The 18,887-nt window shown below is 63.7% G+C and carries 19 protein-coding genes, 3 tRNA genes and 1 pseudogene; 13 read left to right on the top strand and 10 right to left on the bottom strand.

Annotated elements, in window-relative coordinates:
- Nucleotides 1-36 precede the first annotated feature (36 nt).
- The 4 genes from BI347_RS05820 to BI347_RS05835 all read left to right on the top strand — a co-directional run bounded on the left by BI347_RS05820 (nt 37) and on the right by BI347_RS05835 (nt 2,504).
- Nucleotides 37-492, top strand: coding sequence for a hypothetical protein (locus tag BI347_RS05820; RefSeq protein ID WP_071113765.1), 456 nt, complete (start codon nt 37-39; stop codon nt 490-492).
- Nucleotides 492-899 (top strand): YchJ family protein, encoded by a 408-nt coding sequence (locus BI347_RS05825; protein ID WP_071115490.1) that lies wholly within the window; start codon nt 492-494, stop codon nt 897-899. Before BI347_RS05820 ends, BI347_RS05825 begins: the two co-directional genes overlap by 1 nt.
- Before the next feature lie 94 nt (nt 900-993).
- Entirely contained in the window at nt 994-2,025 is a 1,032-nt protein-coding gene (locus BI347_RS05830) for a histone deacetylase family protein (RefSeq protein ID WP_071115491.1), read from the top strand.
- Nucleotides 2,026-2,216: 191 nt separating this feature from the next.
- Nucleotides 2,217-2,504: a hypothetical protein gene (locus BI347_RS05835; RefSeq protein ID WP_071113720.1), complete on the top strand. Its 288-nt coding sequence runs from the start codon at nt 2,217-2,219 to the stop codon at nt 2,502-2,504.
- 79 nt (nt 2,505-2,583) lie between these two features.
- Here the strand turns inward: BI347_RS05835 and BI347_RS05840 are convergent, their stop codons facing one another.
- Together BI347_RS05840 and dcd are read right to left on the bottom strand one after the other, a co-directional pair.
- Nucleotides 2,584-3,060, bottom strand: a complete 477-nt coding sequence (locus tag BI347_RS05840) for a glutathione peroxidase (RefSeq protein ID WP_071113721.1) — start codon at nt 3,058-3,060, stop codon at nt 2,584-2,586.
- Between the two features lie 326 nt (nt 3,061-3,386).
- The gene (dcd, locus tag BI347_RS05845) at nt 3,387-3,956 is read right to left on the bottom strand and encodes a dCTP deaminase (protein ID WP_071113722.1); all 570 of its coding nucleotides are present in this window, start codon (nt 3,954-3,956) and stop codon (nt 3,387-3,389) included.
- 234 nt (nt 3,957-4,190) lie between these two features.
- Here dcd and BI347_RS05850 point away from each other — a divergent pair, with 234 nt between their 5' ends.
- The 4 genes from BI347_RS05850 to BI347_RS05865 all read left to right on the top strand — a co-directional run bounded on the left by BI347_RS05850 (nt 4,191) and on the right by BI347_RS05865 (nt 7,848).
- Nucleotides 4,191-4,421: a FeoA family protein gene (locus tag BI347_RS05850; protein ID WP_071115492.1), complete on the top strand. Its 231-nt coding sequence runs from the start codon at nt 4,191-4,193 to the stop codon at nt 4,419-4,421.
- A complete protein-coding gene (feoB, locus tag BI347_RS05855) occupies nt 4,418-6,187 on the top strand; it encodes a ferrous iron transport protein B (RefSeq protein WP_071115493.1) in 1,770 nt (589 codons plus the stop codon). The genes BI347_RS05850 and feoB overlap by 4 nt, the downstream gene beginning before the upstream one ends.
- A 46-nt stretch (nt 6,188-6,233) precedes the next feature.
- Nucleotides 6,234-6,701, top strand: a complete 468-nt coding sequence (bfr, locus tag BI347_RS05860) for a bacterioferritin (protein ID WP_071115494.1) — start codon at nt 6,234-6,236, stop codon at nt 6,699-6,701.
- A 196-nt stretch (nt 6,702-6,897) separates the two neighbouring features.
- Nucleotides 6,898-7,848, top strand: coding sequence for a dihydroorotate oxidase (locus tag BI347_RS05865; protein ID WP_083338944.1), 951 nt, complete (start codon nt 6,898-6,900; stop codon nt 7,846-7,848).
- Between the two features lie 6 nt (nt 7,849-7,854).
- On the opposite strand, the gene BI347_RS05870 is transcribed toward BI347_RS05865, so the two are convergent.
- Both BI347_RS05870 and BI347_RS05875 read right to left on the bottom strand, forming a co-directional pair.
- On the bottom strand, nt 7,855-8,634 hold the full coding sequence (locus tag BI347_RS05870) for a DODA-type extradiol aromatic ring-opening family dioxygenase (protein WP_071115495.1): 780 nt from the start codon (nt 8,632-8,634) through the stop codon (nt 7,855-7,857).
- Between the two features lie 801 nt (nt 8,635-9,435).
- Nucleotides 9,436-10,410, bottom strand: a complete 975-nt coding sequence (locus BI347_RS05875; protein ID WP_071113727.1) for a recombination-associated protein RdgC — start codon at nt 10,408-10,410, stop codon at nt 9,436-9,438.
- Between the two features lie 96 nt (nt 10,411-10,506).
- Here BI347_RS05875 and BI347_RS05880 point away from each other — a divergent pair.
- The 3 genes from BI347_RS05880 to BI347_RS05890 all read left to right on the top strand — a co-directional run bounded on the left by BI347_RS05880 (nt 10,507) and on the right by BI347_RS05890 (nt 10,876).
- Nucleotides 10,507-10,583 (top strand) — tRNA-Pro (locus tag BI347_RS05880).
- Between the two features lie 79 nt (nt 10,584-10,662).
- A tRNA-Pro gene (locus BI347_RS05885) sits at nt 10,663-10,739 on the top strand.
- A 61-nt stretch (nt 10,740-10,800) separates the two neighbouring features.
- Nucleotides 10,801-10,876, top strand: a tRNA-Thr gene (locus BI347_RS05890).
- 148 nt (nt 10,877-11,024) lie between these two features.
- On the opposite strand, the gene BI347_RS22535 is transcribed toward BI347_RS05890, so the two are convergent.
- The 6 genes and pseudogenes from BI347_RS22535 to BI347_RS23945 form a co-directional block, all read right to left on the bottom strand.
- The gene (locus BI347_RS22535) at nt 11,025-11,279 is read right to left on the bottom strand and encodes a tyrosine-type recombinase/integrase (protein ID WP_338032371.1); all 255 of its coding nucleotides are present in this window, start codon (nt 11,277-11,279) and stop codon (nt 11,025-11,027) included.
- Nucleotides 11,280-11,296: 17 nt separating this feature from the next.
- Nucleotides 11,297-11,512: pseudogene (locus tag BI347_RS24525) on the bottom strand (transposase); the annotation flags it as partial.
- Nucleotides 11,513-11,807: 295 nt separating this feature from the next.
- Entirely contained in the window at nt 11,808-11,936 is a 129-nt protein-coding gene (locus tag BI347_RS24765) for a hypothetical protein (protein WP_275637108.1), read from the bottom strand.
- Nucleotides 11,937-12,020: 84 nt separating this feature from the next.
- Entirely contained in the window at nt 12,021-13,322 is a 1,302-nt protein-coding gene (locus BI347_RS05900; RefSeq protein ID WP_071113729.1) for a hypothetical protein, read from the bottom strand.
- A gap of 33 nt (nt 13,323-13,355) precedes the next feature.
- Nucleotides 13,356-14,633: a cupin domain-containing protein gene (locus BI347_RS05905; protein WP_071115497.1), complete on the bottom strand. Its 1,278-nt coding sequence runs from the start codon at nt 14,631-14,633 to the stop codon at nt 13,356-13,358.
- A gap of 108 nt (nt 14,634-14,741) precedes the next feature.
- A complete protein-coding gene (locus BI347_RS23945) occupies nt 14,742-14,912 on the bottom strand; it encodes a hypothetical protein (protein WP_158020742.1) in 171 nt (56 codons plus the stop codon).
- Nucleotides 14,913-15,412: 500 nt separating this feature from the next.
- Here BI347_RS23945 and BI347_RS05910 point away from each other — a divergent pair, with 500 nt between their 5' ends.
- Both BI347_RS05910 and BI347_RS05915 read left to right on the top strand, forming a co-directional pair.
- Nucleotides 15,413-16,663 carry an HlyD family secretion protein gene (locus BI347_RS05910; protein ID WP_083338945.1) on the top strand — a complete coding sequence of 417 codons (1,251 nt, stop codon included), beginning with the start codon at nt 15,413-15,415 and terminating at the stop codon, nt 16,661-16,663.
- A gap of 1 nt (nt 16,664) precedes the next feature.
- The gene (locus BI347_RS05915) at nt 16,665-18,848 is read left to right on the top strand and encodes a peptidase domain-containing ABC transporter (protein ID WP_071113731.1); all 2,184 of its coding nucleotides are present in this window, start codon (nt 16,665-16,667) and stop codon (nt 18,846-18,848) included.
- The last annotated feature ends 39 nt before the right edge of the window (nt 18,849-18,887 follow it).

The raw sequence follows: 18,887 nt of genomic DNA on the forward strand, positions 1-18,887 counted from the left end.
GACGCCGCGCCGGTCGGCCGGGCTACAATGGCCGGCATGAAAAGACTGCTTATGATATCCCTGCTGGCCGGACTTGCCGGTTGCAGCAGCCTGCAGCAGTTGGGCGCGCCGGTGCACTCCGCCAGCCAGACGTCCCAGCCGCCGGCGCATGCCGCCGGCAAGGTCGATCTGCTGCTGGCCGAGGCCAACCGGTTGGCCGACCAGGTGAAGAGCGGCGCGCTGACCCGCACCGCCGCCGCCGATCAACTGAATGCCGCCCGCCTGCGCATTGTCGGCAGCAACGCCGTCGATAACGACAACTTCGCCGTCTACCGCCAGTTGACGGTGGAGCGCGATGCCGGCCGGCTGGATTCCGACGCTTTCCGCTCCCGGCTGGAGCTGCATTTGCGCGAATGGATGCGGCGCTGGCCCAAGTATGCGCCCAAGCCCGCCGATCCGGCCTTCAGCAATTTCCTGCTGAAGCTGTACGGTTTGCCGCCGCTGGGTTACTGATGAAGTCCCGCAAGCAAGCCAACACCGCCTGTCCCTGCGGCGGCGCCGACCTGTCCGCCTGCTGCGGACGCTATCTGGCGCCGGACGGGCCGCCGGCGCCTACCGCCCAGGCCTTGATGCGCTCGCGCTTCAGCGCGTATGCGCTGGGGCGCGAGGACTATCTGCTGGCTACCTGGCATCCGTCCACCCGGCCGCAAAGCCTGGACTTGGCCGAAGAGGCTGGGGTGGTCAAATGGATAGGCCTGGAGGTGAAGCGCTGCGAAGCCGGCCTGCACGGCGACGAGGCGGGCACCGTGGAGTTCGTCGCCCGTTACAAGGTGGGCGGCAAGGCTGAGCGCCTGCATGAAGCCAGCCGCTTCGTCCGCGAGGACGGCCGCTGGTATTACCTGGCGGGCGAGGTGTCCTGAGCGGCGCTTGCTCTGGCGCAAACACGCCGTCATCAGCATTTGACCGCTGCCGGCCGCGGCGGGAGCATGAGGTTTTCCACCCTTGGAAAATATCATGCTCACCATCTATTCCGATTCCCATCGCCTGCAGCACGGCCGCGCCGAGCTGATAGACGGCACCCTCAAGCCTTGTTTCGAAACCCCGTCCCGCGCCGACATGGTGCTGGCCGCGGTGCGCGGGCGCCAGCTGGGCGATGTGGTCCATCCGCGCCGCCATGGCCTGGCATCCATCCTGCGCGTGCACGACGAAGGCTACGTCCGTTTCCTGGAGACCGCCTGGCAGCGCTGGAGCGCGCTGGGCCGCGATTACGACGCGCTGCCGAAGATGTGGCAGATTCGCCGGCTACGCGAGGCGGTGCCAGAGCATGTGGAAGGCCAGCTCTGTTATTACTCGATGGACTGCGGCACGCCGCTCACCGCCGGCACTTGGCCTGCGATCACCGCCGCCGCCGACTGCGCGCTGACCGGGGTGGAGAGGGTCATCGGTGGGGAGCGGGCGGCATTCGCGCTGACCCGGCCGCCCGGCCATCATGCCGCGCGCGACTATTGCGGCGGCTACTGTTTTTTCAACAACGCGGCCATCGCCGCCCAGGCATTGCGCGATCAGGGCCTGCGCAGAGTGGCAGTGCTGGATGTCGACTACCACCACGGCAACGGCACCCAGGACATCTTCTATTCGCGCTCCGACGTATTGTTCCTGTCCATCCATGGCGATCCGCGCACCGAGTACCCGTTCTTCCTGGGTTTTGCCGATGAAAAGGGCGAGGGCGAGGGCTTGGGCTACAATTTCAACTTTCCCTTGCCGGCGGGCGCCTGCGTCAGCACCTGGTTCGTCGCGCTCGATTGCGCGCTGGAGCAGATCGCCCGTTTCGGGGCCGAGGCGCTGGTGGTGTCGCTTGGCGTGGACACTTTCCGCGGCGACCCGATCTCGCGCTTCCAGCTGGATTCGCCGGATTTCGTCACCCTGGGCGCCAGGTTGGCCGGGCTGAAGCTGCCTACGCTGTTCTGCTTGGAGGGCGGCTACGCGGTGGAGCCGATCGGCACCAATGTGGCCAATGTGCTGGCCGGTTTTGAAACTCGCGGCTAGGCGCAGACTTTCACGCCGGCGTGGCCTATGTTCAAAGAGTCGGTCGCAGCCTGGGAGAGGCTGTCAGGTATTGGGAAAGGGAAGGAAGCCGGGCCAAGCCTGTCGGCCGGCAAGGCGCGGCGCAGGGAAGCATCAGACCGAGGGGCCGGGCATGGGTCCGGCATGATGGCAATCTGACTGGGAGGGACGGGATGGGACTGGCCTTGAAAACCTTGCTGGTCGAGCTGGAAACCCAGCGCGTCGGCAATCCTGATGCGATGGTCGAATTGTCCTTGGCGGTGGTGCGCACGCTGGAAGTGCCGTTGGACATCACCGCCTGCCGCGAGCTGAGAATCCTGGCCCATGTGTTCAATGGCGATCAGACCAGGTTGGCCGCGGCTGTGCTGCGCGCGGCGCTGGTGGATATCCAGGAGCATTTGGATGACGATCTGGATTTATTGGCGGCGGATGCCAGGCGCAGCATAGATTCCTGCAGTTGACCGGGGCGCTGGCGCCCCATGACCCGTCTGCCCGACGGGATAGCAAAGCCAGGCGGCTTGGGTGCCAGCCTGGCTTTTGTCATTTCAGCAACGCCTCTATTCGCGACGCTAGCTTTTCCGGGCGGGTGAAGGGCGCAAAGCGCGCCACCACCCGGCCTTGCCGGTCTATCAGGAATTTACTGAAGTTCCAGCGTATCGGCTTGCCCAGCAGGCCCGGCTTCTGATGTTTCAGATAGCGCCATAGCGGGTGGGCGGCGCGGCCGTTGACGTCTATCTTGTCGGCCATGGTGAAGTCCACGCCGTAGTTTTTCTCGCAGAAGGCACCGATCTCCAGGGCACCGCCCGGTTCCTGGCCGCCGAACTGATTGCAGGGAAAGCCGATGACCGCGAGTCCCTGCTCGGCGAAGCGCCGGTGCAGCGATTCCAGCCCGGCGTATTGCGGCGTGAAGCCGCATTGGCTGGCGGTATTGACCAGCAACATCACTTTGCCGCGGTAGGCCGACAGCGCTTGTTCGACGCCGTCGATGCGGCGGAAGGAAAAATCGTAAAGGCTCATGCCGGATTTTGCAGACAAAGAACCGATCATGGCGGGCTTGGCCGGCGCTGACAACTGTCTGGAGCGCATGGCGGCATCAGGGGACGGCGTTAGGCCGGTGAGGGCAGAGGAGAGCTGAGAATAAAAAGGGGGCGCAGCGGCAAGGGGGAACCGCGACGCCCCAAGAAGAAACAGCTTGCTGTGCAAAGGGTCGGCACAACCGGGATGTCAGCTAACCCTTTGTTTATCCTAGAACAGATGCGAAAAATAGCGAGAGGGTTTTTATCCCCCGGCAAACAAAACAGGATGGCCGCAGCCATCCTGTCGTATGCGGGAGAAGGGCGGTTTCAGGGGCGCGGCAGGGTGACGCCCACCTGTCCCATATACTTGCCCGCGCGGTCGGCATAGGACACGTCGCAGATTTCATCGGATTCGAAGAACAGCACCTGGGCCACGCCTTCGTTGGCATAGATCTTGGCCGGCAGCGGCGTGGTGTTGGAGAATTCCAGCGTCACGTAGCCTTCCCATTCCGGCTCGAACGGGGTGACGTTGACGATGATGCCGCAGCGGGCGTAGGTGGATTTGCCCAGGCAGACCGTGAGCACGCTGCGCGGAATGCGGAAATACTCCACGGTGCGCGCCAGAGCGAAGCTATTGGGCGGAATGATGCAATAGCCCTTGCCGGAGACTTCGACGAAGGAGTCCGGATCGAATTTCTTCGGATCGACGATGGTGCTGTTGATATTGGTGAACACCTTGAATTCGTCGGCGCAGCGGATATCGTAGCCGTAGCTTGAGGTGCCGTAGGAGATCACCTTCTGGCCGTCCACCGATTTGATCTGGTTGGATTCGAACGGCGCTATCATATTGTGCTCCGCCGCCATGCGGCGGATCCACTTGTCCGATTTGATGCTCATAGTCTTGGCCCGTGTGTGTCGATATTTCGCAATGGCTGCGATTTTAACCGCTTAGCCGACCAGTAGGCTATTGAAACGGCGGAGAGTTGCCGATGGCGGCGCGGCGGTGCCGGCCGGGGGCGCTTGATCAAGGTCAAGCCGAGCGCGGATTGCGACAATTTGCCGCAAGAGGCGCGTTGCGGCTTCGATATACTAATGCAAACTATTCGCGTTATTGTCGGAGCAATCAAACACATGCCGTCTCTGGATACTGTTCCCGCCGGCTGCCATGGCGTGGTGGCCAGCTTGGAGCTGAGCGACGAAGCTTTCCGCCGGGTAGCGGCCTTCGGCCTCGCGCCGGGCTGCCGTTTTCATCTGCGCCAGGCGGCGCCGTGGGGCGGCCCGCTACTGTTGGAGGTGGGCGCCACCCGCTTTCTGCTCAGGCGCAGCCTGGCCCGGCTGATCCGGGTGAGGATTGCCGAATGAAGCGCTTCGCCCTGCTGGGACTGCCCAATACCGGCAAATCCACCTTGTTCAATCGCCTCACCGGCATGTCGCAGCGGGTGGGCAACTGGCCGGGCCTCACCGTTGACTTGATCAGCTCTCGCCTGCTGTTGGGCGGCAGAATGGTGGAGCTGATCGATCTGCCCGGCGTCAACGATCTCACCGGCTATAGCGATGACGAGGCGGTGGTGCGCGACGTGCTGCTGGCCAGCGCCTTCGACGGCGCGGTGCTGGTGCTCAATGCCTGCCAGCTAGACCGTCAACTGCCCTTGGCCTTGCAGGTGATAGCCAGCGGCCTGCGCTGCCTGATAGTGCTGAACATGGCCGACGAAGCCAGGCTGCTGGGCGTGAGCGTGGACGCCGGCGCGCTGGCGGCGAAGCTTGGCGCGCCTGTGGTGCTGGTGTCGGCCAAGCGGATGGAGGGCTGGCCGCGCCTCAACGCCGCGCTGAACCAGCTGGCCGGCTTCGAGGGGTCGGCAGTGCGCGCCGGGCTGGAGCGGGTGCCTGAATCGTGGCAGGCGATAGACCAGGCCCGCGCCGCGCTGGACGGTTGCTGGCGGCTGCCGCCGGTGCTGCCGACGCTGCTGACCGAAAAAGTGGACCGCTGGCTGCTGCATCCCTGGCTGGGCCTGCCCTTGTTCTTCGTCTTCATGGCGTTGCTGTTCAACCTCACTTATCAGATAGGTACGCCGCTGCAGGATGGCGTGGGCGGCTGGCTGGACTGGATCAAGGACCAGGCATTGACGCCGGCGCTGTCGGCGCTGCCGGCCATGCTGCAGAGCCTGCTGTTGGACGGCGTCTGGCAGGGCGTGGCCACGGTGCTGACTTTCGCCCCGATCCTGTTTGTATTCTTCGTGCTGATGGCGATGGTGGAGGACAGCGGCTATCTGGCGCGCGCGGCCTTCCTCACCGACGCGATGATGGCGAGGCTGGGCCTGGATGGCCGCGGCTTCGTGATGCAGTTGATGGGCTTCGGCTGCAATGTGCCGGCGATACTGGGCACCCGGGTGATGCGCGAGCGCAGGCAGCGGCTGCTGACCATGCTGGTGATCCCGTTTTCGCTATGCTCGGCGCGCTTGCAGGTGGTAGTGTTCTTCGCCGGCATCCTGTTCAGCAAAAGTCAGGCGCCGTGGGTGGTATCGGTCTTGTATCTGCTGACCTTCGTGGTGGCGGTGTTCACCGCCTGGGTGTTCAAGCGCCGCTATCGCGGCGACGAGGCCTTTCTGCTGGAGGTGCCGCCGTACCGGCTGCCGGGCGCGCGCCACATGCTGACCCGGGCTGCGGGGGAGGTCAGCGCCTTTCTCCGGCTGGCCTCCACCTTCATCCTGGCCGGCGTGGTGATGGTGTGGCTGCTCACCCATATTCCGGCCGGCCACGGCCAGACGCTGGCTTATGCCTTGGGCGAGGCGCTGTCGCCGGTGCTCGATCCGATAGGCATCCGCGCCGAGCTGGCTGTGGCGCTGCTGTTCGGCTTCATCGCCAAGGAAATCCTGCTGGGCAGTCTGGCGGTGATCTACGGCGTGTCCGAGAGCGGCCTGGGCGGCGTGCTGGCGCATCAGCTGGACTGGGCGTCGGCGATGAGCTTCCTGATTTTCACGCTGGTGTACGTGCCCTGCCTGTCCACGGTGGCGGCGATGCACCGCGAATCGAAAAGCTGGCGCTTCGCCGCGATGTCGGTGGCTTGGTCGGTGCTGCTGGCCTGGCTGCTGTCCTTCGCCTTCTACCAGGGCGTGCATCTCGCGCGCTGAGCGCCTAGAATGACGGCTTGAGTCACCAGAACAACAAGGTAACAACATGCAAGGCGATCCCAAGACCATAGCGCTGCTCAACGAACTCTTGGCCGAGGAGCTATCCGCCGCCGACCAGTATTTCATCCATGCCGAGATGTACAAGGACATGGGGCTGAACAAGCTGTTCGAACGGATAGACCACGAGCGCGAGGACGAGCTGGAGCACGCGCGCGCGCTGATCGCCCGCATGTTGTTCCTGCAAGGCAAGCCCAATGTGGCGCGCCGGGTGCCTATCCAGGTGGGCGAGGACGTGCCTGGCATGCTGAAGAGCGATCTGGAGGTGGAATACCGCGTCGGCGCCTTGCTGAAGGAGGTGGTCGCCCATTGCGAGAGCGTGCGCGACTACGTCACCCGCGACGCGCTGATGGTGCTGCTGGAAGAAACCGAGAACGACCACGCCCACTGGCTGGAGCAGCAGTTGCGCCTGATCCAGCTGACCGGCCTGGAGAACTACCAGCAGTCGCAGATGTAAGCGCCTCGTCCTTGCTTGCGGTTTATGGAATGCCCGGCCTTGGCCGGGCATTTTTGCAGGGGGCGTTGCCCGCCGGTTGTCTCCCTCCCGGCGGGAAGAGAGGGCGGCATGCGTCATGGTATTGACCTCGCTCAGCGCGCCGGTCGCGGTTTGGCCGCACACTGCCGCCATCTCCAAGCCATTCCCGAGAGCGGCCATGCCTGATCACTTTGCCATAGACCTGTCCGTAAGCTGGCTGGGCCAGACCCTGCCCGGCTGCCTGTACAACGCCTCCGGCGTGATGTGCCGCGAGGAGGGGGAGCTGGAAGCGGTGCGCGCCTCAGCCGCCGGCGCGGTGGTCACCAAGAGCTGCACGTTGCAGCCGCGCGAGGGCAACCCGGAACCGCGCTATTTTCGCACCGTCATTGGCAGCATCAACTCCATGGGCTTGCCCAACCGCGGTTTCGCCTACTACCTGGACTACGCTCGCCGTTACGACTACCGCTGCGGCAAGCCCTTGTTCCTGTCGCTGTCCGGTCTGATGCTGGACGACAACTGCGCGATGCTGCGCGGGTTGGCGGTCGAGGGCCTGCCGGCGATCCCGGAGATCAACCTGTCCTGCCCCAATGTGCCGGGCAAACCGCAGCTGGGTTACGACTTCGCGGCGACGGCCGAGGCGCTGGACGCTTTTGACGCCGCCTATTCTGGTCTGTACGGCGTCAAACTGCCGCCTTATTTCGATCCCGCCCATTTCGCCGCGATGGCGGAGATATTGAACCGCCACTCGAGGCTGGCCTTCGTCACTTGCATCAACTCGATCGGCAACGGCCTAGTGGTGGACATCGACAGCGAGGCGGTGGTCATCAAGCCCAAGGGTGGCCTGGGCGGGCTGGGGGGAGATTACGTGTTGCCCACCGCGCTGGCCAATGTGCGCGAGTTTTACCGGCTGCTGCCGGGCAAGGACATCGTCGGTTGCGGCGGGGTCAGCAGCGGGCGCGAGGCTTTCATGCACATCCTGGCCGGCGCGCGCGCGGTGCAGGTGGGCACTTGCCTGCATCGCGAAGGCGTGGGCGCGTTCGCCCGCATCGCCGCCGAATTGACGGAATTGATGCGGGCCAAGGGCTACCGCAGCCTGGATGATTTCCGCGGCAGGCTGCGCACGCTGTAGCCGCGTTCAGTCGAAGCGCCAGCAGGCCATAGACAATGCGCCCATGCGCCAGTCGTCGTGCAGCTTGAGCGGCGGCGCGCCGTCGCTGGCCGCGCCCAGTGCCACCAGCAGCGGATTGAAATGCTCGTCGCTGGGGTGGTTTTGCCGCGCCTGCGGCGCTCGTTCCAGCCAATGAATGATGTCGTCGTCGCGGCGCTCAAGCAGCGCCTGGTCCATCCAGCCGGTAAACTCGGCCGCCCATGGCGCAACGCTGCTGCCGTCCTGGCGCAGCTCACGCAGATTATGGGTGTAGCTGCCGCTACCTATCAGCAGCACATTGTCGTCGCGCAGCGGCCGCAGCGCGCGGCCCAGCGCGTAGTGCTCGGCGGCGCTGGCGCGATGGCGCAGCGACACCGTCACCAGCGGGATGTCCGACTGCGGGTACATCAGCAGCAACGGCGTCCATATGCCGTGGTCCAGCGGCCTCTCATGCGTTGATTCCGTGCGCAGCCCGGCGCCGCGCAGCAGGGTTTCCGCTTCGGCCGCCAGCGCCGCGTCGGTGGCGGCCGGGTAGCGCAGCGTGCGCAGCAGCGGCGGAAAACCGCCGAAGTCGTACAGGGTGCCGGGGCGCGGCTGGCGGTTGACGGTGAACGCCTGCGCCTCCCAGTGGGCGGAGACGATGACGATGGCGCGCGGCCGCGGCCAATCCTGTCCCAGCTGTGCCAGGAAATGGCGGGTGGGACTGTCCTCGATCGGCAGCGTGGGCGCGCCGTGGGAGATGAACAGGGCGGCTTGTCGGGTGTTCATGATCGGTTGCCTGCAATGAGGGGATGGCAACAGCTTACGCCGGGCGGACGGGTAAAAAAATCCGCTTTCACTCACTTGATTGTTTCTTATTTTTCAATAGTCTCCGCCGGCGCTGACCGCGTGGGCTGGTGTTTCGCGTTGGCGGGATGGTGGGCATCCAGTGCTTGTTGCAGCAGCAGCAGGCAGCCGGCAAGGAAGATGAGCAGGCCCAGCAGGCGGCGCCAGCCTAGGGGGCGCGGTTGCGAAGCTCTGGGCGGATGACGGCGGGACGGGAAGGGGCTGACGGTATGCATGGCGGTTCTCGCGGGTAGTCTTGATATTATAATGATAATGATTATCATTTAATGCAAGAGGCAAAGAAAAACCGCCCCGCCGCAGCGGCAACCCTGGCGGCTTTGAATGGATTTTTATTCCATGCCCTGCGGGCCTGGATGGTGTTGCACTGGTCTTGCTGCGCCGGTGGCGCCGGATCGACGGTTTGCGCGTTGAGATTGTCGACGGCAGGGGGCTTGTCTAGCTGCTTTTCCTGGTGCGATGGCTCCTATGGCAGGCATCCCGATTACTGCAGCCAGGCGAAGCCGGCCCACATTTCCAGCAAGGCGTTGCTCCAGCTTTGCTTCATTACAGGCTCCCGATAGTGAATGGCTGAAGTATCCGTAGCTTTTATAGCCTTGTTAAATTAATTGTTTTCACCACGCAGTTAGATTAAAGCTATTGCTGGATTTGTATCGATAGCATGCGATATGCCTGGCGTAAAAAAACCCGGCCAGGCCGGGTGTTGTTTGCGGGAGGCGCGGTCGCTCAGTCCCAGGGCACATCGTCGGCGTTGCCGGATGCCGGTGCCGGAGCGGAGCCGGTTTGCGGCGGCATCGCCTGGCTGTCTTCTAGGCCGCCCAGCGCATCCACCAGCGCGGTCACCAGTTCGCCCAGCTCTTCGCTCATCAGCAGGAAGGTGGCGGCGAATAGGCTGTCGCGGTCGTCGCCAGCCTGGCTGGCTTCCTCTTGCAGCACGTCTAGAAACTGGATACGTTTGAGCTGCAGGGTATCGGTCAGCTGGAAACGCACCTTTTCGTTCCAGACCAGACCCAGCTTGGTGGCCTGCTTGCCGGTGGCGATGTGTTGGCGGATTTCATCGCTGGTGAGGTCGATGCGGCTGCAGCGCACCACCGCGCCGTTTTCGCTGCCGTCCTTCAGTTCGCAGTCGGCATCCAGCTCGAAGCCGCCCGGCGCTTCGCCGGCGGCCAGCCAGTCTGTCATCGCGGTGTGCGGAGCGATCTTGGTGCGCGGCAGCGCGGCAGGGAAGGGCGGTAGCGCTTCGCGTAGCTTGGACAGCAACGCCTCGGCCTTGCTGGCGGTGCCGGAGTCCACCATCAGCCAGCCACGCTGGATATCCAGATAGGCGCTGGTGCGGCCGCTGCGGACGAAGGCGCGCGGCAGCAGGTCGTCGGTGACCTGTTCCTTCAGCGCCAGCTTCTCCTTACGGCCAACCTTGCGCAACTCCTTGTCCTCGATCTCCTGCACCTTCATGTCGACGAAGTCGCGGATCACCGAGGCCGGCAATACCTTGTCCTCGCGCCGCATCGAAACCATCAGGCTGCCGCGCGCGGCGTAGACCGGCGCATCCAGATGGCCGGCCGGCGGCACCCAGCCTTCGCTGAACCAGTCCAGGCCCATGCAGGGCTGGAACGGACGTTTTTCCAATGCCTGCAGCAGCTTGTCAGCGCCCACCAGGCTTTCCGCGTTCAAACGATAAAAAGATAGTTGCCTAAACCACATATTTGTTCCATAATGCGCGTCCTCTGAAGCCGCTGATTGTACCGCAGCAAGCGATGCAGCAGCAGTTTTTCGGAGCAAGCAGTTTGGCAAGGTCGTCGGAGTGTAGCTTAGCCTGGTAGAGCGCTACGTTCGGGACGTAGAGGCCGGAGGTTCGAATCCTCTCACTCCGACCAGTTAAACAAAATGCTTGTTTGAAAGCGGAACTTGATGTAAATTGGCTTCCCTCGGCGCAAGTCGAAAAAAGTTGTAAATCGGAGTGTAGCTTAGCCTGGTAGAGCGCTACGTTCGGGACGTAGAGGCCGGAGGTTCGAATCCTCTCACTCCGACCAGAATTCTAAAAAGCCTTGATTTTCCCAAACGAGAATCAAGGCTTTTTTAACAGATTGGCTTGCCGGTATAGCTCAGTTGGTAGAGCAGCGCATTCGTAATGCGAAGGTCGGGGGTTCGACTCCTCTTACCGGCACCATTAGAAATCAAGGGGTTAGGCGAATTAAACGCCTGCCCCTTTTTCTTTTGTGCCACGTTTGTGCCACTTCATCCCAAGATGTTGTCTATCTGTCTGGCGTGTTCCGTCAGGTGCGAGGGGGTAAGGTGCGCATAGCGGCGCACCATGTCTATGCTTTCCCATCCCCCATTTCCTGCAGAACGGATAGCGGCACGCCCGATTGAACAAGCAAGCTCGCCCAAGTGTGTCGAAGATCATGAAAGCGGAAATTCTCTATCCCGACACTCTTCAGAGTGGTTTGCCATGCCCGGTTTGAATCTACCCCCATCTTTCGTGCTTTGGGCGTTTGCGTCCCATCTGCCCGAAAGGCTTCTTCAGTGTGAACAAAGACCCATCGCGGGTGCTTGCCAGCCTGCTGGCGCAATATTCCGCAAGCGGGGTCTGCCGCAACGCCAGCCGGAACAGGTTCTTGACGGTCAAGCAGAACTGAATGGCTGCATCGCTGTAGGTCTGTGATCGACCTTTCTTCCCTTGCGGTCTTGCCTGCCATGTCATGCTTGTGTCAAGCCAGATGGACAGAAAGCCGCGTTGGATCAGGGCTTGGTTGTAGCCTTTCCAGTTGGTCGTTCGGTAGCGTTTCGGAGCGGACTTGGTCATGCCACTATCTTACCAGGCCGCTGCGCTGGCGGATTTGTGCAACAGAGCCCGATACGGTCGAACTCGCCCGCCAACAGCTGGCGGTAGATTCTGATCCTTGATCAGCAGCGACTTGCCAGTCCGGCCGGCGCACGGCAGGCGCGAGGGATTGTCGCCGGGGCTGAAGATACCGGAGGCGATCAGGTATTGGGATAGAACGTATTCGCTTCTGGAGTCAGGTGGTTAGCCGGTCGCAGCGTCTCTACGCGGGGCCTGCTGGCCTCAGTTGTAGCCCTGACATAGCTGGATTGACGCTCTATGACGATTTCGGCGTGCATGCCTCGCCGGAAATGGACTCCAGGTCTTGGCTGGCGATTTCGTCGAGGATTTTGGCGGACTCGCGGCGAAGTTCGTCAAGCATGGTTTGCAAAGATGGACTCTTCATAATGGTTCTCCCTAGCGGCGCCGGTTGCTTATTTTACGATATCAAGCCCTGATTTGGTCGTGCCCGGACCGCTTGATGCGCCGCTCAGGGCGGGGTGACGACGATGCCGCGGTAGCGGTGCAGCATGCCCAGCAGGTAATGGACCTTTTTTTCCGCCAGCGGGTCGTCGACCATCGCGACAATCTCCTCGACGGCGAACTTGCCGCCGCCGTTCAATCGATCGACGATGCCCTCCAGTCCCGGGAAGTTGCCGAGCGCGATCTTGGTGCCGCGCACGTAGAGTTCGAGGCGGCCGGCCTGGGGCGCAGGGCGGCACAGCATCCGGTACGGCGGCTCGATGGCGACGCGGCTGTCCGCTTGCATCGCGGGCTTGTCTTGGCGTGGAATCGGGCTGTTGCGGTAGCCGCCGTTGCTGAACAGCGAATAGCGCAAGTCGCGATAGACCTCGCGCATCAACGAGCGCAGATCGCCGCCGCCAGGCAGCGTCAGCAGAGCCAGCGCGGACTCGGCCGCGCCGATGTCGTCTATTGGATGCCGGTCGGCCTTGAGCATGATCTCGGATGGGCGCAGATAGGCTTCCCGGACCCGATGCAGCAGCTCGCAGGCGAAATCGTGGTCGGAGCGGTTGTAGAACCAGCAGGCGATGCCGACCGACAACTCGTCCTGCATGCCGAGGTGGAAGGTGTTGGCCGGCATGTAGTAGAGCTGGCCCTCGCCGAAGGTGTGGCGCGCGGCGCTGGGCAGATGGGGAGCAATGTCCATATTGTTGCAGCGCTTTTCGCCGGGCGCGGTGACGTAGTCGTCATCGCCCCAGGTATACATGGTCTTGGGGCCGGGTCCGAGGTGGAAATGGATCACGCTCTTGCCGAGCGAGTCCTTGTGTATGCCCAGCGGGGTCATGTCGTAATTGCCGATGAACACCGTGAACAGGATGCCCTCGGTCGGCATGCCTATCATGCGCAGAGCCGGCTCCAGGATGTGCGCGATCGCCTGGGACAGGCCGGAGCTGAACTTTTCGCCCCGGTTCAGGATAATGCCGAACTTGCGTTCGCCGAAGGCGCGGCGCACCCAGTCCCCGATGTCTTCGTGGGGCTGGGGATGCTGGGCGAAGTGTTCGTCCAGATCATCGATCTGCCGGCCATCCAGCCACAGGCGGTAGCCGTATTTCGCCTTGTGTATCTGGCCGATCTCGGCCAGGATGTCCAGCACCTGGCGGCGCATGATGCGCGCTTGCGGCGCGTCCAGCGCGTCGGCAAAGACGCAGGGCCGGCTCATCTGCTCGGTTCGGTCTAGGAAGCGGGTCCACCAACCGGCGTCGAACTGTTGTCGCAGGTGGGCCGGGGCGAGGCTGTTGGCCGTCGTTTCGTTCTCGCTGGGATGATGCATGCTTGGCTCCCTGGCTCGGGTGGGGGAAGGCGATCAGTCCGATGGCGGGTCCAGCCGGCTGATGCCGCGCCAGTGGAGCAATTCGGTCAGCAGATGCAGCCCTATCTTGGCCGGCCAGTGCGGGTCCAGCAGCTCCAGTAGCTCGGCCACGCCGCAGTCCTGGCCTTGGTTCAAGCGGTGAAGCATCGAGATCAGGCCGGGATGGCGGTTCATTTCCAGCTTGTTGCCGCGAACGTAGACGGCCATTCTGCCCGGCGTTGTCTCGCGCGTCAGGATGCGGTATGGCGTTTCTGCCCGTACCCGGTCGGCAGGCGTCAAGCTTTCCCTCGCTTCCTGCGGGAAGGGCGGGCTGCGGTAGCCTGCATTGCTGGCCAGGCAGTGGCGCCAGTCAAGGTAGGCTAGGCGCATCAGTTGGTGGTAATCCCGCCCGCGGTACTCCTCCGGCAGCCGGCGGTTGGCGAAGATCGCATCCAGCGCGCTGGCGTCGTCCGGCGGGGATGGGTCGTGGACGATGGCCTCGTCCGGCTGGCCGTCCAGTTGTTTGAGCAGGAAGGCGTGCAGGTTCCTGGCCATCGCCTGATTGGTGTGGGTGTATTGCCAGACGGTGATGCCGATGGACAGCTCGTCTTGCTCGCCGATGTGGAAGGTGCCTTCCGGCATGAAGAACAGGTCGCCGGCTTCGAAGTGGAAGATTCTGGCGTAAGGTTTGAGCGCGGCGAAGTCGCGCTTGGTGACGCCTTCTTCTTCAGTGAGCCGGCGATATTGTTCCGGATCCCACAGATACATTGTCTTGGCGCCGGGGCCGACATGGAAATGGATGACGTTCTCGCCGCGCAGGTCCTGGTGTACGCCGAGCGGGGTCTTGTCGTAATTGCCGATGAAGATGCTGAACTGGACGCCGTCACGCGGCAGGCCGATTTTCTGGAACAGCGGGCCCAGCATCAGCGCGATCTCGCGCGATAATTGATGGTGGAATTTCTCCCCGGCATTGAGAATGATGCCGTACGGCGTGCCGGGAAACACCCGCTCGCCCCACGTCTCCAGGTTTTCCCCGGGCTGGGGCGGACAGTCGTAGACGCGCTCCAGTTCATCGCGATTCAACAGCCGTCCGTCCGCGTAGACGCGAAAGCCATAGGGGCGCTCGCGCAGGCTAGCCCGGGTGGCCAGCAGCTCCAGCACCGCCTGCCGGAACGCGGCGACCTGGGCATCGCCGAGCGCGCCCTTGAACACGACCGGGTTGTTCAGCTGCCGGGACTCCTGCAGAAAACCCTCCCACCATGCGTCGCTGAAGCTTGGGGTGTGCTTGTCCATCGAATGTGTTCTCCGAAATGGCCGCTGAGCGAGAGGCAAGGGGCGAAGCGCGCCCGGTCTCCTGGCGGAGCCGGGCGCTAATGCGGGCTCTGGGGAAGGCGGGCTGGCTTAGCTGGCGCTCGGATGGACGTGGACATGGTCCTCGTCGGTGTGGACGGGTTCAACGCCGCCGCTGACCGCGCCTTCCTCCAGCGGCGACAGGACGGTGATGCCGAGGATGTCAGCGATTTCCTGGTCCTGATCCAGTTCGGTCTGTTCCACTTGCTTGTCGGTTTGCATGGTGCTTCTCCTAATGCGTGTGTGGGGGTCGACAGCGGTCGGCCCGAACGCGTCAACGAATGGATCCCGCGGCCTGGTTGCGTGGCCGAGCGATGGGTGAGACATGGATCATTCCATTGATGACAGTAAAATATTGAACTGTGCGGATGGGGAAACAATCGGGGTGATTACGGATGCGCGGCAGCGGTGAAACAGCGTCGGATTGTCTGCATTGCGCAACAGATCAGTCATCCTTGCCCAGCATGGTTATTGCCGATGGAGGAGGAGGAACATGTTCGAAATGATGGACATTGACCAGTCCTAATGGACAGTGTGGTGCGCATGTGGTCTGTGATGGGAATTTAAAGAAGAGAACCAGTTGAATTGGCGTCCGCCCACTCGCCGTGGCGCATGAATGCCGTTGGCGCTTTTTGCTTTTTTAAAATGTCATTGGAATTAATGGTAAAGTGCCGAACCTCCGCATGTCGCGACTAGGCATGCCCACCGAAGGCGTCCTATCCGTGCCACTTTTTCGTTCCGCAGCGCTCACCCATGCCTCAGATCGGCGTTATGGCCGCATCGTGTTGTTGCGTCCCGCCAGCTTCGCCTGGCTGACCGCCGTGTTCGCGCTGATCGCCATCGCCATCGTCCTGTTCTTTTCCCTGGCCAGCTATACCCGCAAGGCCCAGGTGCCGGGCGTGCTGCTGCCCAGCCAGGGCCTGATCCGGGTGCAGCCGGCGCAGTCCGGCGTGGTGGCCGAGGTGAAGGTGCGCGAGGGCCAGCAGGTGCGGGCCGGCGACGTGCTGTTCGTGCTCGGCAACGAACGCGAGAGCGCCACCCGCGGCGATACCGGCCGCGAGATCACCTCGCTGCTGCAATCGCGGCGCGACAGCCTGGCCGGCGACCAGGCGATGCTGCGTTTGCAGGCCAGGCAAAAACAGGAAACGCTGCGGCGCAAGGCCGACGATCTGGGGCGCGAGTTGCAGCGGATGGACGAGCAGATCGGTCTGCAGCGGCGGCGGGTGGCGCTGGCCGAGGACACGCTGCGGCGCAACCGCAGGCTGCTGGAGTCGCAGTTCATCTCCGCCGCCGCGTTGCAGGACAAGCAGGCCGAGGTGATAGACCAGCAGACCAAGCTGGCCGATCTGCAGCGCAGCCGCGCCGCCCTGCAGAGCGAGCATGACGCGGCTTTGTCCGATCTGGCCGATTTGCAGCTGCAGGCGAAGCGGGACGAGGCGGCGGCGCAGCGCGGCATGGCGGAGCTGGAGCAGGACCTGACCGAGAACGAAGCCAAGCGCAAATTGCTGGTGCGGGCATCGCAGGCTGGCATGGTCAGCGGCATCGCCGCCCAGCTCGGCCAGACCGTGGCGTCCGGACAGACGCTGGCGAATCTGTCGCCGGCCGGCTCGCCTCTGGAGGCGGAGCTGTACGCGCCGTCGCGCGCCGCCGGCTTCGTCAAGCCGGGCATGGCGGTGCTGATCCGCTACCAGGCTTACCCCTACCAGAAGTTCGGCCAGTTCAAGGGCACAGTGCGCGAGGTGTCGCGCAGCGCGCTGCGGCCGGAGGAGCTGTACCTGCCCGGCGGCCAGGGCGGCTCCAGCGAGCAGTTGTACCGGGTGCGGGTGAGGCTGGAGCGCCAGAGCGTCATCACCTACGGCCAGTCCCAATCCTTGAAGGCCGGCATGGCGCTGGACGCCAGCGTGCTGCTGGAGCGGCGCAAGCTGTACGAATGGGTGCTGGAGCCGCTCTACAGCATCAGCGGAAAGGTGTGAGATGAGCCATCAGCAACCGACACTGCGATTTTGGGGCCGCCGCCGGCTGCCGCTGCTGCTGCAGACCGAGGCCGCCGAATGCGGACTGGCCAGCCTGGCGATGGTGGCCGGCTATTGGGGCCACCGCATCGACCTGGCCAATATGCGCCGCCGCTTCTCGGTGTCGCTGAAGGGCAGCACGCTGAAAAGCCTGATCGCGATGGCCCAGGGTCTCGGACTGGCGGCCCGTCCGCTGAAGCTGGATCTGCCGCATCTGCCGCAGCTGAAGCTGCCCTGTGTGCTGCACTGGGACATGAACCATTTCGTGGTGCTCAGGCAGGTGTCGGCGCGCCACATCGTCATCCACGATCCGGCGGTGGGCGAGCGCAAGCTGACGCTGGACGAGGCGTCCAAGCATTTCACCGGCGTGGCGCTGGAGCTGACGCCGGACACATCGTTTCAAAAGCGCGAGGAAAAGCTGCAGTTCAGCCTGCTGTCGCTGATGGGGCGGGTGGACGGCCTGGGCGGCGGGCTGTTCCAGCTGTTGCTGCTGGGCATCGCTCTGCAGGTATGCGCGCTGGCCGCGCCGTTCTACCTGCAGTGGGTGGTGGACGAAGCGCTGGTGGCGGCCGATCGCGACCTGATCACCGTGTTGGGCATCGGCTTCCTGCTGCTGGTGCTGTTGCAGACCGCGATCGGCGCGGTGCGTTCCTGGGCGACGACGGCGCTGGCCACCAGCCTCAACTTCCAGTGGCTGGGCAACGCCTTCGCCCACCTGATGCGGCTGCCGCTGCCGTGGTTCGAGAAGCGCCACCTGGGCGACATCACCTCGCGCTTCGGCTCGATCCAGACCATCCAGAAGAGCCTGACCACCCAGTTCGTCGAGGGGGTGATAGACGGCTTGCTGGTGATCGCCACGCTGATCGTGATGCTGCTCTACAGCGCGCCGCTGGCGGCGGTGAGCCTAATCGCGGTGGGCTTGTACGCGCTGTTGCGCTGGAGCATTTTCCGCGCGCTGCGCGAGGCCACTGCCGAGCAGATCATCCACGCCTCGCGGCAGAGCACTCATTTCATCGAGTCGGCGCGGGGCGCGCAGAGCGTGCGGCTGTTCGGCCGCCAGGAGGAGCGGCGCATCGGCTGGATGAACGCGCTGGCCGAGCAGTTCAACGCCGACCTGCGCATCGCCCGGCTCAGCCTGTCGTTCCAGACCGCCAACGCGTTGTTGTTCAACGCCGAACGGGTGATCGTGGTGTGGCTGGCGGCGCTGGCGGTGATGGACGGCCGCTTCTCGGTGGGCATGCTGTTCGCCTTCCTCAGCTACAAGGACCAGTTCAGCCAGCGCATCGCCGCGCTGATCGACAAGCTGTTCGAGCTGCGCATGCTGCGGCTGCACGGCGAGCGCGTGGCCGACATTCTGCTGACCGAGCCGGAGCCGGAGCTGAACGACGTGGAAATCGATCCGGCCCAGGTCCAGGCGGCGATCGAGCTGCGCAACGTCTCCTTCCGATATTCCGACAGCGAGCCCTATGTGCTGCGCGAACTGAGCCTGGCGATTCCGGCCGGCCAGTGCCTGGCCGTCACCGGCGCGTCCGGCTGCGGCAAGACCACGTTGTTGAAGTTGATCCTGGGCCTGATGGAACCGACGGAGGGCGAGGTGCTGATCGGCGGCGTGCCGCTCAAGCAGCTGGGCCTGACCAATTACCGTCAGATGCTGGGCACGGTGATGCAGGATGACCTGCTGTTCTCCGGCTCCATCGCCGACAATATCTGTTTTTTCGACCCGCAGCCGGATCAGGAGCGCATCCGCCGCTGCGCCGGCTTCGCCGCCATCCACGACGAAATCATGGCGATGCCGATGAACTACAACACCCTGGTCGGCGACATCGGCTCCGGCCTGTCCGGCGGCCAGAAGCAGCGCGTGCTGCTGGCGCGGGCGCTGTACAAGCAGCCGCGGCTTCTGGTGCTGGACGAAGCCACCAGCCATCTGGACGTATGGAACGAACAGCTGGTCAACGCCGCGGTGAGGGATATCGACATGACGCGCATCCTGGTCGCCCACCGGCCGGAAACCATCGCCATGGCCGAGCGGGTGGTGGTGCTGGAGCAGGGACGCATCGTGCAGGATTCTCCGGCGGCGGCCGCGGCGGGACAGAGGATGGCGAGGGTGGGCGGCGGTCCCGGGCGGGCCGGCGATCATGTAGAATGATCGCGCCCGGCGGCACCCGCAGACGATCCGCCGCGCATC

Origin of the sequence: Chromobacterium sphagni (assembly GCF_001855575.1) — a bacterium.
Classification (GTDB): domain Bacteria; phylum Pseudomonadota; class Gammaproteobacteria; order Burkholderiales; family Chromobacteriaceae; genus Chromobacterium; species Chromobacterium sphagni.